The organism is Streptomyces sp. NPDC046349, assembly GCF_055587885.1.
Genome location: NZ_JBVJFK010000008.1, coordinates 264,904 through 277,942 on the forward strand (window position 1 = coordinate 264,904; position 13,039 = coordinate 277,942).

The window sequence follows — 13,039 nt, forward strand, 5'->3', positions numbered from 1 at the left end:
TCCGTCCGTTGCGGAGTGAGGAACAATGATGGCTCTGCCGGGGCGGGTTACCGTGGGCCCCGGCCGCCGGGTCGCTCAGCCGCTGGGGCGGGCGGAGCAGCGGCACGATCGCAGAGGGGACGCATGTCGAAGCCGGAGCACACCGAGTCACCTGCCGGGGCGCCTGCGGCGAAGCTTGACGATGGCGATTCGGCGGGGCCCGTCCCTGCCTCTGCGCCTGCGGCGAAGCCCGAGGACGTTTCCGTGCCCGCGGCAAGGACGGCCTCTGACGCGGAGCCTGACGTGTCGAAGCCCGCCTCAGCCTCTGCGCCTGCGGCGAAGCCTGCGGGTTCGAAGCCGGGGCTGAGCAAGGCGGTGCCTGCGACGCAGGGTGGTGACGGGGAGTCCGAGGGGGCGAAGCCTGCGGATTCGGAACCGCGGCTGAGCAAGGCGGTGCCTGGGACGTCGGCCGTTGACGCGGAGCCCGACGTGTCGAAGCCCGCCTCTGCCTCTGCGCCTGCGGCCAAGCCCGCCGTTTCGAAGCCGGGGCTGAGCAAGGCCGTGGCCGAAGATGCGAAGCCCGCCGCCAAGCCCGTGGGGGCGACCGGGGCCAACCCCGTCGTCGAGAAGGCCGATGCCATGGCCGCCGCCGTCAAGGCCGCCGCCGCCAAGGCGGCCGGGGACGGGCAGGACGAAGGGCGGCTGCTGGCCGGCCGGTACCGGCTGCGGGCCGTGCTCGGCAAGGGCGGGATGGGTACCGTCTGGCGGGCCCAGGACGAGACCCTGGGCCGCACCGTCGCCGTCAAGGAGCTCCGCTTCAGCAGCGGGGTCGACGACGACGAGAAGCGCCGCCTCATCACCCGCACCCTCCGCGAGGCCAAGGCCATCGCCCGGATCCGCAGCGGCGGCGCCGTCACCGTCTACGACGTCGTCGACGAGGACGCCCGGCCGTGGATCGTCATGGAGCTCATCGAGGGGCCCTCGCTCGCCGAGTTCATCCGGGAGAACGGCCCCCTCACCCCCCACCGCGCAGCCGAGGTCGGCCTCGCGGTCCTCGACGTCCTGCGCGCCGCGCACGGCCAGGGCATCCTGCACCGGGACGTCAAGCCCTCCAACGTGCTCATCGCCGGCAATGGCCGTGTCGTCCTCACCGACTTCGGCATCGCGCAGGTCGAGGGAGATCCCTCCGTCACCTCCACCGGCATGCTCGTCGGCGCCCCCTCCTACATCTCGCCCGAGCGCGCCCGCGGCCAGAAGCCCGGCCCGCCCGCCGACATGTGGTCCCTCGGCGGCCTGCTGTACGCCTCCGTCGAAGGCACGCCCCCGTACGACAAGGGGTCCGCGCTCGCCACGCTCACCGCGGTGATGACCGAGCCGGTCGACCCGCCGAAGAACGCCGGCCCGCTGACCGAGGTCATCTACGGTCTGCTCGCCAAGGACCCGGCCCGCCGCCTCGACGAGGCCCGCGCCCGGGCGATGCTCACCGCCGTCATCGCCGCGCCCGAGCCGGAACCTGCCCCCGTGGTGCCGGCGGTCGCCGAGGAGACGCGGCAGATATCGCTGGCCGACGCCAAGCAGGCCGCGGAGAAGGCCACCGCGGAGAAGGCCGCCGAGAAGGCCGCGAGGAAGGAGCGGGAGCGTCGCGAGCGGGAGCAGCGCGAACGCGCCCGCGCCGCGCTGAAGGCCGCCCGTAAGGCGGCGACGGCCACCCCGGCCGCCGCCACGACCGCGGTCTCTGCCGCGGAAGCGCCGAAGGGCCGGACCGCCTCCGTCGTCGCGCCGCTCACGGACGTCATGCCTCGCCGCACCATCGCGCTGGCCGTCGTCGCCGTGGTCGCCGTGCTGGCGGTGGTCGGCTCGCTGATCGCCTGGGCGATCAGCGGCGACGACAAGGACAAGAAGGACCAGGGCAAGGGCGGCCTGCCCACCCCGGCCGCATCCGCCCCGCAGACCTCGGGCGGGGCCGAACAGGGTTCCCCCAAGCCCTCGGGGAACACCGGTGAGACGGGCGCGGGCGGTACCGCGGGCACCGACGCGGGCGCCGGCGGCCAGGGTCAGGGCCAGCAGACCGCCGGCCAGGGCCAGGGCCAGGGGCAAGGTCAGGGCCAGGGCCAGGGCGCCACGACCGGGGGCGCGGGAGGCGCACTCCCCGCCGGATACGCGATGGTGACGGAACCCGGGTTCCACTTCTCGATGGCGATGCCCGAGGGGTTCAAGCGGACGGCCACAGCGGGCGACAACTCCGGCGCGATATTCAGCCGCGACGGCGGATTCCCGCGGATCCAGGTCGACTTCACCGGCAGCCCGGGTGACGACGCGGTCCTCGCCTGGGTCAAGCTGGCCCCCGCCGTGGGCGGCAGCAGCAAGGGCTACCGGCCGATCCGCATAGACAAGGCGGAGTACCGGGACTACCCGACCGTCGCCGACTGGGAGTTCGAGCGCGAGCAGGGCGGGATGAAGGTCCGCGTACTCAACCGCGGGTTCAAGGTCGACGCCACGCACGGCTACGCCATCATGATCAGCTGCCCCGCGGACCAGTGGGACGGCCCCGAGTGCACCCAGATGCGCAACGTCGCCTTCCAGACGTTCCGGCCTCTCGGCTGACCCCGGGACGCAGGCGCCCCTGTCGACGTATCGTGTCAGCGGGGCCCTGGGGGGCCTGCCGCACTCGGGGGAGGCGATGTGGAGGAGTACGCGGGCCGGATCCTGGCCGGCCGCTACCGCCTGCCGCTGCCGCCGTCCGACGAGTACGAGCTCGTCGAGACCCGTGCCTTCGACACGCGCAGCGGACAGGAAGTCCTGGTGCGCCAGGTGCCGTTGCCGGAGGTCGTGGACGCCGAGCTGATGGACGGGCCGATGGCCGTTCCGGCGACCCGCCGCGCTCCGGCCGACCTGCCGGCCGTACGGCGCGCGATCGAGGCGGCGCAGGCCGCGGCCTCGATTCCCGACCATCCCCGGCTGGACCAGGTCTTCGACGTGTTCGCCGAGGGCGAGTCGCTGTGGATAGTGAGCGAACTGGTCCCGGCCAGGCCACTGGCCGCACTGCTCGCCGACGAACCCCTCACCCCCTACCGGGCTGCTGAGGTGGCGTCGGACGTGCTCACCGCGCTGCGCGTGCTGCACGCGCACGGCTGGACGCACCGGAACATCACCGTCCGGACGGTGCTGGTCTGCGAGGACGGCCGGGTCGTACTGACCGGCCTCGCGGCCGGGGCCGCGGAGGAGGCCCTGTGCGGGTACGACCCCGTCCCCCGCACCGGTGACGCCGGCCCCGACGAGCGGTGGGGCGCCGGCTCCGCACCCGCCCCGTTACCGGCCCACGTGCCGGCCCCACCGCTTCCGGTGCAGACGCTTCCGACCCCGGCACAGGTCCCGCCCCCGCCGCAGGTGTCCGCAGCGGAGGCCGCCCCCGGGTACGCGCCGCTCGTGGCCCCCGGGTACGACACCGGGCCGCGGTACAACGACCACATCACCCCCGGGCGGCCGCAGGACCGTGCCGACCTCCAGGCCGCCGCACGTGCCGGGGCCGTCGCCGCGTACCGGGCGGGCACGCGGGCCGCAGCCGCCAGAGTCACCGAGCAGCGGAAGGCCGAGGCGGGGACCGGGACCGGGGCCGCGATCGAGGCGGGATCCGCGGCCGCGCCCGAGCGCCGGCCCGAGGGATCGACCCTCCCGCAGGGCTACTCGTACCCGTACGGCGGAGGACCGGAGACAGGTGCCGGTACCGGCACCGACGGTGCCTGGCACGGCGCCACCCCGCGCCGCCCGGCCCTGCCGCAGCCCGAAACCGTGCCCCGGCCGGAACGCGCGTCGGGGCCGGAGCCCGAGCCGGAACCCGCGTCGGGGCCGAGGCCCGAGCCGGAGCCCGCGTCGAGGCCCGAGCCCGCGCCGAGGACGGAGCCGAGCCCCGGGGCCCAGCCGTGGCCCGTCCCCGCCCCGCCCGCGTGGAGCCGGGCCGAACCGCCGGCGCCCGCGCTGCCCGCGCAGCTCGCGCTTCCCCAGGGCTACCGACAGGCCGAGCCCCCGGGGCGCCCCGCGCCCGCAGGCCCACCCCCGGCACCTGAGCCTGCCCCGCAGCGCCCTGCGGAGCCGGCCCCGTGGACCGGGCTCGACGCCGAGCGGGCACGGCACACGCGCATGGCCGTGGTCGGCGCGATCACCGAGCGGTGGGCCCCCGAACAGGCCGGCCCCGTGCACGGGCACTGGCAGCTGGCGGCACCCGTCGGGCCCGCCACCGACCTCTGGGCGCTCGGCGCGCTGCTCTACCGCGCCGTGCAGGGCCACGCCCCGTATCCGGAGGACAGCGTCGCCGAGCTCGTCGAGATGGTCTGCGCCGAGCCGCCCGCCTTCGCCGAGGATTGCGGCGCGCTCCGCCCCGTCGTGGAGTCGCTGCTGCGCCAGGACCCCACCGAGCGGCCCGACTTCGAGGAGTTGCGAGGCTGGCTGCGCTCACTCGTACGGTCCGCACCCGAGCCGGACGCCGGCATCGGGATGCTCCCGATGCCGGAGGCGGATCCCGCTCGGCTGCCCGTCGTGCGCCGCCGCGGCGAGGTCCACGGACGGCACCGCAACCCCACGGCCGCCCGCAAGCCGCGGGCGCTCGGCCGGACCCTGCTCGTCGGCATCCTGGTCCTCCTCGCCGGGGCCGTCGCGTACGCCATGCTGTTCATGCCCCGGGCCGGGGTTCCCCAGGAGCAGGACGGCCCCGGGGAGGCCACCGCGCACACGTCGCCGCGGCCGAGCCCCTCCCAGGTGCCCACCGGCACGCCCGAGTCCAAGCCCGCGCCCCAGACGACGGGGCCCGCCGCGTCGCAGGCCGCACCCGCGCCGGCTCCGCCCGGCTACACCACCCAGCAGGACCCGGAGCACTTCGAGATCGCCGTCCCCGAGGGCTGGGAGCGCCGCGGGATCAACGAGGCGGGCCAGGTGCGGTACACCGACGGGGCGTTCGTGCTGACCGTGGTGCCCGGCCGGGACAAGGTCGAGGGCAATCCGGACCCGGCGGCGTACCAGAAGGACAAGGAGCCCGAGCTGACGCCGTACCGGACCTCCACCTGGTCGACCGTCGGGGACGTGAAGACCACCAGGGTCGGACAGCAACTGCGGGCAACGGGGCGCTACACGTGGATCGACGGGACCGGTCGCAACGTGTTCGCCCGCAATTTCGTCGTCGCGCTGGGCGGCAGTTACCACGTCGTCCTGGTGACCGGTCCGGAGGACGAACAGACCAAGGTCACCGAGGTCTTCGAGAAGGCCACGGCGAGTTACAAGGCGGGCGGATGAGCGGATATTGACGACTGATCAGTACGGCGATTGCGTCACAGTGCCGTCTTTCGGCGCCCGGGCGGTTCCGACAGCCCCCGTGGGCTCCGTAATCTGGCCTGAAGTGCAGAGAGCGGCGGGAATTCGTGGAACAGCAGACAGGTGGGGGCGCCGTGCTGGCGGGCCGGTACAGGCTCGTCGAGCCGATCGGCCGTGGCGGCATGGGAAAGGTGTGGCGCGCGCATGACGAGCTGCTCCACAGGACCGTCGCGGTCAAGGAACTGACGGCGGGTCTGTACGTCGCCCAGGCCGACCGGGACGTCATGCACGCCCGGACGCAGAAGGAGGCCCGGGCGGCCGCCCGGATCCAGCACCCGGCGGTGGTCACCGTCCACGACGTGCTGGAGCACGACGACCGGCCGTGGATCGTCATGGAGTACATCGACGGCCCCTCCCTCGCCGAAGCGGCCAAAGCGGCGGGGCGGATCGAGCCCCGCGAGGCGGCCCGGATCGGGCTGCACGTGCTGGGCGCGCTGCGCGCCGCGCACGCGGTCGGCGTGCTGCACCGGGACGTGAAGCCGGGCAACGTGCTGCTCGCCAAGGACGGCCGGGTGCTGCTCACGGACTTCGGGATCGCCGCGATCGAGGGCGACTCGTCCATCACCCGTACCGGCGAGATCGTCGGCTCCATCGACTACCTGGCGCCCGAGCGGGTCACCGGTGGGATCCCCGACCCGTCCTCGGACCTGTGGTCGCTGGGTGCCACCCTCTACACGGCGGTGGAGGCCCGTTCCCCCTTCCGTCGTACCTCGCCCATCTCCAGCATGCAGGCCGTGGTCAACGACGAGCCGCCGGCGCTGCGCCAGGCCGGGGCGCTGGGTCCGGTGATCACGTCCCTGCTGCGCAAGGACCCGATGGAGCGGCCCTCGGCGGAGGAGGCCGAGCGGATGCTGCTGGAGGCGATGGAGGGCCGCGAGCCGAAGGCGGCGCACGCCTACGTGCCCACGCGGGCGGTCACCTCCGAGGAGCTCGCCCCGGCGCAGGACCGGTCCGAGGCCCCGGCCCCGCACGAGGACGTCGCACAGACGGCCCCGCTGCCGGAGCCCGCGGTCTCCGGCAGCGGGTCCGCGGCCGCGCCCGCGGACCGGGACGGCGGCTGGCTCAAGCGCGCCGCGGTGGTGGCCCTGGTGGCCGCGCTGCTCGGCGGCGGCGGCGTCTTCGGGGTGCTCAAGTACACCGGGGACGCGGGGAAGCAGGGCGATCCGGACCGGGTCGCGACGTCGACCGGCGGGCAGTCGGGCGACGACGGCAAGCCGCAGGCGGCGGCCCCGCCGGCCGGTTACACGAAGGTCGTCGACCCCCTCGCCGGTTTCACCCTGTTCGTCCCCGAGGGCTGGACGCGCAAGGCGAACGGCGACCAGATCGACTACACCCCGGACGACGGCAAGCACTTCATCCGGATCGCCGCCGACCCCACCCCGGACTACGGGACCCCGTTGGACCACCTGACCGACCTGGAGAAGCAGGTGGCGAAGCGGACGGACTACAAGAAGGTCCGGCTGAACCAGAACACCTTCCGGGACAGCACCCGGGCCGCGCTCTGGGACTTCACCTGGACGGAGAAGCAGAACCACCCCGGCCCGCGCCGGGCCAAGGAGCAGATGTACATCGCTCCGGACGGCACGGAGTACGCCATCTACATGTCGAGCCCGGTCGCGAGCTGGGCCACGACCGAGCAGCAGTTCGACGTCGTACTCAGTGGCTGGGAGCCGGCCCCCAAGAAGCCCTGATCGGCACCGATCCGGGCATCCTGCCAGCGATCACTGGCGGAAAAGGCAAAATCCGGTTACCGGCGGGTACCCAAAGGCTGTCGGGCGCAATACGCTCACCGGCATGACGGACTCGCAGGCCTCCGAAGCCCCCCTCCGCACCGCGCCGCAGCCCACCAACCCGGTCGCCCCGGCCCCGGTCGGCGCCCGGACCGCAGCCGACGTGGTGACCCCCGACCTGGTCGCACGGCTGACCCGCGGAGTGATCGGCTCCGGCCGCACCGCCAATCACACCCCCTTCACCGGGGACCGGCTGGCGGAGCTCCCCGAGGCCACCCCCGAGGACGTGGCCGAGGCATTCGACCGGGCCCGCGCCGCCCAGCCCGCCTGGGCGGCCGTCCCCGTACGGCAGCGGGCGGCCGTCCTGCTGCGCTTCCACGACCTGGTCCTCGCCCGGCAGGCCGAAGTCCTCGACCTGATCCAGCTGGAGACCGGCAAGGCCCGCCTGCACGCCCACGAGGAGGTCCAGGCCGTCGCCGTATCGGCCCGCCACTACGGCCGCAAGGCACCCTCCTACCTGCGCCCCAAGGGCCACACCGGCGCGATGCCCACCCTCACCAAGGTCACCGAGCTGCGCCAGCCGCGTGGCGTCGTCGGCCAGATCGCCCCCTGGAACTACCCCCTGGAGCTGTCGGTCGGCGACGCCCTGCCGGCCTTCGTCGCGGGCAACGCGCTCGTCATGAAGCCCGACACCGAGACCGCCCTGACCGCCCTGTGGGCCCGCGACCTGCTGATCGAGGCCGGGCTGCCCGCCGAGGTCTTCCAGATCGTCCTCGGCGAGGGTCCCGTCGTCGGCCCCGAGGTGGTCCGCCACGCCGACTACGTCTCCTTCACCGGCTCCACCCGCACCGGCCGCGAGGTCGCCCGGGGCGCCGCCGACCGGCTCGTCGGCGTCTCCCTCGAACTCGGCGGCAAGAACGCCATGCTCGTCCTGCACGACGCCGACGTCGAGAAGGCCGCCGCGGGCGCCGTCCGCGCCTGCTTCTCCTCCGCCGGCCAGCTGTGCATATCCATCGAGCGGCTCTACGTCCACGCCTCGATCGCCGACGACTTCGTCGCGCGGTTCGCCGCCCGTACCAGGGCCATGCGCCTGGGCAGCTCCCTCTCCTACGGCGCCGACATGGGCTCGCTGGTCGGCGAGCGCCAGCTGGAGACCGTACAGCGGCACGTGGACGAGGCGGTCGCCAAGGGAGCCACCCTCGTCGCCGGCGGCACCGCCCGCCCCGACATCGGCCCGCTCTTCTACGAGCCCACCATCCTCGACGGCGTCGAGGCCCCCATGGCGGTCTGCGGCGAGGAGACCTTCGGCCCGGTCGTCTCGATCTACCGGTTCACCGACGAGGAGCAGGCCATCGCGGAGGCCAACGCCACCGCCTACGGCCTCAACTCCAGCGTCTGGACCAAGGACGCCCGCCGCGGCCACGCCGTCGCCGCCCGCCTGCGCACCGGCACCGTCAACATCAACGAGGGCTACGCCCCCGCCTACGGCAGCGCCCAGGCGCCCATGGGCGGCATGAAGGACTCCGGCCTCGGCCGCCGCCACGGCTCCGAGGGCATCCTCAAGTACACCGAGGCCCAGACCGTCGCCCACCAGCGGCTGGTCCCGATGGCGCCCTCGCTGGGGATGGACGACGAGAAGTACGCGGCGTTCATGACCCGCAGCCTCAAGGTCATGAAGGCTCTCCGACTGCGCTAAGGGGTATCCGTGTCGCACGACGACGCGTCCGACGACGCCTACGACTACGACGTCATCGTCATCGGATCGGGCTTCGGAGGGTCGGTCTCGGCCCTGCGCCTCACCGAGAAGGGGTACCGGGTCGGCGTCCTGGAGGCAGGACGCCGCTTCACCCGCGAGAGCCTGCCGAAGAACAGCTGGGACCTGCGCAACTACCTGTGGGCCCCGGCCCTCGGGCTGTACGGGATCCAACGGATCCACCTGCTCGGCAACGTCATGGTGCTCGCGGGCGCCGGCGTCGGCGGCGGCTCGCTCAACTACGCCAACACCCTGTACGTGCCGCCCCGGGCCTTCTTCGAGGACCGGCAGTGGGCGTCCATCACCGACTGGCGCGAGGAACTCGCCCCCTACTACGACCAGGCCAAGCGGATGCTCGGGGTGCGCCTCAACCCGACCATGACCCCGTCCGACGTCCACCTCAAGGCGGTCGCCGAGAAGATGGGCGTGGCGGACACCTTCCACATGGCCCCGGTCGGCGTCTTCTTCGGAGACGGCGAGGACGCCGCCGACGGGCCCCGCGCCCGGCCCGGCGAGGAGGCCGCAGACCCCTACTTCGGCGGCGCCGGCCCCGCCCGCAGGGCCTGCACCGAGTGCGGCGAGTGCATGACCGGATGCCGGCACGGCGCGAAGAACACCCTGAACGAGAACTACCTCCACCTCGCAGAGCGGGCCGGCGCCGTCATCCACCCCATGACGACCGTCACCGCCCTGTCCGAGCACCCGGACGGCGGCCACCGCGTCCGCACCGTGCCCACCGACGGCCGCCGCCGCGGGAAGGCGAAGGTGCTGCGCTGCCGATACGTGGTCGTCGCCGCGGGCACGTACGGTACGCAGACCCTCCTGCACACCATGAAGGACCGCGGCGAGCTGCCGCGCCTGTCGCAGCGGCTCGGCGAGCTGACCCGGACCAACTCCGAGGGCATCATCGGCGCGCAGACCGACGACCGCCGCTACCGCAGGCGGCGCGGCGCGGGCCCCGGGCAGGAGCGGAGGGCCGACTTCACCAGGGGCGTGGCGATCACCTCGTCCGTGCACCCCAACGCCGACACCCACATCGAGCCGGTCCGCTACGGCAAGGGCTCGAACGCGATGGGGTTCATGACCGTCCTGCAGGTGCCCCACAGCGCCCACCGGGTCCGCGGCTGGCTGGCCAGGACCGCGAGGCACCCCCTCCAGCTGGCCCGGTCGCTGTCCAACCGACGCTGGTCGGAGCGGACCATCATCGGCCTGGTCATGCAGTCCCTGGACAACTCGCTGACCACGTACCGCAAGCCGGGCGGCATCGGGAAGGGCCTGCTCACCGCCCGCCAGGGGCACGGCGCCCCCAACCCGGTCCAGATCGCGGAGGCCACGCAGGCCGCGACCCTGCTGGCAGAGGAGATCAACGGCTTCCCCGGCAGCAACATCGGCGAGCTGATGGGGACCCCGCTGACCGCGCACTTCCTCGGCGGCTGCCCGATCGGGGCGTCGGCGGACGAGGGCGTGGTGGACCCGTACCACCGGCTCTACGGGCATCCGGGCATCTCGGTGGTGGACGGCTCGGCTGTCTCCGCGAACCTGGGGGTCAACCCGTCGCTGACGATCACCGCACAGGCGGAGCGGGCGATGTCGTACTGGCCCAACAAGGGCGAGCGGGACCCGCGGCCCGAGCAGGGCGAGGCCTACGCCCGCCTGGACGCGGTGGAGCCGGTCCGGCCTGCCGTGCCCGCGGACGCCTTCGGCGCGCTTCGGCTGCCGTTCCTGGCCGTCCCCGAAATTCCCCCACGGGATCCGGAACCTGCCGGATGACGACGGTGGGTACCGCGCTCCCCCTCCGAGCGCGGTACCCACCGCGGTACATACGTGACAGATGTTCAGCCTTGATGGTTGTACCGGAATCCGCCGAGCCGGGCTGTGGCGTCGATCACATGGCCAACGAGGCAACTGGAACTCGCGCTCGACCGTCAACGGCAGCATGAGAAAGCGCATCTCCTTGCTGGCTGCCTGCGGCGTCGCCGCCCTGGGGCTCTCAGCCACTCCCGCACACGCCGCGGACCCCGTCTTCACCCTGGCCGGACCGGCCGAGGTCGGCCTGCGCCCCCACTCCGGGCAGAGCGGCGCACCGCAGAAGACCTCGGTCGAGTTCCGGCTCGTCAACGACACCGCCTCCGCGTTCGACCGCCAGAGCACCTTCACGATCGACCTGAGCGGCCTCAAGGGGATCGCCGACGTCGCGCTCGCGAAACAGCAGGGCTCGGACTGCACGCTCACCGAAGCGGCCGTCACCTGCAAGCGCCCCGCGCTGTGGAAGGGCGAGACCGGCGTCGTCGACCTGGACCTCAGCGCCGCCCAGGGCAGCAAGGCCGGAGCCACCGCCGACCTCACCGTCACCGGCAAGGCCGAGGGCGCCACCTTCAAGGCCGCCACCACCAAGGTCCGGGTCGGCGGCCCCGACCTCGTACTGGAGCGGGCCGGGCTCAAGGAGGAGCAGAAGCCGGGCGACAAGCAGAACCTGTCGATCGTCTTCGCGAACAAGGGAACGGAGTCCGTCCAGGGCGTCGTCCTGGAGATGCGCACCACGCACGGCATCGACCTGCTGGAGCAGTACGACAACTGCTCCTACTCCGAGGACGCCGGTGAGGGACAGCCCCTGAACACGGGCTGGAGCACGGTGCAGTGCCTGCTGGAGGGCGAGTACAAGCCGGGCAGCGTCTACGGGGTCGACGGATCGCTGACCCTCAAGGCCGCCCCGCACGCCTTCGCCGACACCCTCACCTACGCCGTGTACGCCGACGGTCACCAGCCGAAGGCCGGCAAGACGTCCAAGAAGCCGACCGGCGGCAAGAAGCTGGCCGTGCGGGAGCACGCCGCCAAGGCCACCGCACAGTCGGCGGACCTCGATCCCTGGAACAACCTCCAGGAGTTCGACTTCAGGACGAGGAACAGCGCCGACCTCGTGGCCTGGCCCGTCGCCCTCGCGGGCGGGGCGGGCGAGACGGTCAGGGCCGACTTCGGCTTCCGTAACAACGGCCCCGCCTGGGTGGCGAACCTGCGGTCCGGTGAGAGCGTCGCCCGCACCGACATCGTGGTACCGGCCGGCACGAAGGTCACCAAGGTCCCGGCCGGCTGCCACGGCGTCAACGCCGACGGCACCGCCCGCGAGCAGACGCTGGGCGCACCGCGCTACTTCTGCTCCACCGGCCACGTCGTCGGGGAGCGGGAGAAGATCAGCTACCCGTTCGAGCTGAAGATCGAGCAGGTCGTGGCGAACGCGGCGGGCTCCGTCTCGGTCGGCCAGTGGACGCCCGAGGGCACCAAGGGCCAGCCCTGGGACCCGAACCACGCCAACGACAAGGCGTCCGTCGTCATCGCCGCGAAGGACGGCGGCGCCACGCCGACCGCGACCGCGACGACCAGCCCCTCGCCGACCGCGACGGCCTCCACCTCGGCCACGCCCAGCGCCACCGCGACCTCGGGTGCCACGGCGAACGGCGGCCTCGCCGCCACCGGCAGCTCCGCCGGGATGCTCGCGCTCGGCGGCGCGGTGCTCGTGGCCGCGGGCGGCGGCCTGGTCCTGGCCTTCCGCCGCAGGACCGGCACGCACGCCTAGCCTCGCGGCTTTGTACGCAGAACGGCCGGCCCTGGGCGTCCCCGGGGCCGGCCGTCCTTACGGGGTGACCGGGCTGCTGTCCCCTGCCGTCCGGTCACGCGAAGGAGCGAGGTCCCACGACGCACGCACCACGAGGCGTACGTCTCATCGCTCCTGCGGAGCCACGCGTGGTGTTGCGGTTCCGCGGCTGGCTGCCGCGGACATCCTCACCAACGAAGCGTCCCGGGGCCGGTCACGCTCCGGACGGGTGACGAACAGCCGTCACACCCGGCCCCGGCACAGCTCCAGCAGGGTCATCGCGAGGGCGGTGCCGGGCTTGCCGAGGGCATCGCTCCAATGGGACAGCACCTCCATCTCGCGGGACAGGTGCACCCGGCGCCCGCCGGAGGCGATCCGGGCGTCCTGGATGACCGTCGAGACGGCCATCCGCTCCTGGATCAGCCCGATGATCCGGTCGTCGATGGCGTCGATACGGCTCCGGGACTCGGCGATCAGCTGCTCGGGGGTGGTGGTGACGCTCATGGTGTTCTCCTGTGGGTCGTGCCGGCAGGAGCGGAAACGCAGAGCGCCCCGGTCCTGGCGGACCGGGGCGCTCTGGGAAGTCAGCGGCTCAAGCGAGCATCACGATGACCCATGGCGACCGGA

7 protein-coding genes are annotated in these 13,039 nt (G+C 73.3%); 6 read left to right on the forward strand and 1 reads right to left on the reverse strand.

All coding sequences use genetic code 11. From position 1 onward, the window contains the following. Positions 1 to 123: 123 nt before the first annotated feature. The 6 genes from ACZ6JS_RS20745 (at position 124) to ACZ6JS_RS20770 (ending at position 12,394) form a co-directional block, all read left to right on the forward strand. The gene (locus tag ACZ6JS_RS20745) at positions 124 to 2,583 is read left to right on the forward strand and encodes a serine/threonine-protein kinase (protein ID WP_469299725.1); all 2,460 of its coding nucleotides are present in this window, start codon (positions 124 to 126) and stop codon (positions 2,581 to 2,583) included. 78 nt (positions 2,584 to 2,661) lie between these two features. Beyond that, the gene (locus ACZ6JS_RS20750; protein WP_469299726.1) at positions 2,662 to 5,262 is read left to right on the forward strand and encodes a protein kinase; all 2,601 of its coding nucleotides are present in this window, start codon (positions 2,662 to 2,664) and stop codon (positions 5,260 to 5,262) included. 125 nt (positions 5,263 to 5,387) lie between these two features. Next, complete coding sequence (locus ACZ6JS_RS20755) at positions 5,388 to 7,031, forward strand: serine/threonine-protein kinase (RefSeq protein ID WP_469299727.1); 1,644 nt, start codon at positions 5,388 to 5,390, stop codon at positions 7,029 to 7,031. A gap of 103 nt (positions 7,032 to 7,134) precedes the next feature. Then, positions 7,135 to 8,766: a succinic semialdehyde dehydrogenase gene (locus ACZ6JS_RS20760; RefSeq protein WP_469299729.1), complete on the forward strand. Its 1,632-nt coding sequence runs from the start codon at positions 7,135 to 7,137 to the stop codon at positions 8,764 to 8,766. A 9-nt stretch (positions 8,767 to 8,775) separates the two neighbouring features. Beyond that, the gene (locus tag ACZ6JS_RS20765) at positions 8,776 to 10,593 is read left to right on the forward strand and encodes a GMC oxidoreductase (protein WP_469299730.1); all 1,818 of its coding nucleotides are present in this window, start codon (positions 8,776 to 8,778) and stop codon (positions 10,591 to 10,593) included. Positions 10,594 to 10,759: 166 nt separating this feature from the next. After that, on the forward strand, positions 10,760 to 12,394 hold the full coding sequence (locus tag ACZ6JS_RS20770; protein WP_469299732.1) for a peptidase: 1,635 nt from the start codon (positions 10,760 to 10,762) through the stop codon (positions 12,392 to 12,394). Positions 12,395 to 12,655: 261 nt separating this feature from the next. Here the strand turns inward: ACZ6JS_RS20770 and ACZ6JS_RS20775 are convergent, their stop codons facing one another. Beyond that, a complete protein-coding gene (locus ACZ6JS_RS20775; protein WP_469299733.1) occupies positions 12,656 to 12,916 on the reverse strand; it encodes a chorismate mutase in 261 nt (86 codons plus the stop codon). Positions 12,917 to 13,039 lie beyond the last annotated feature (123 nt).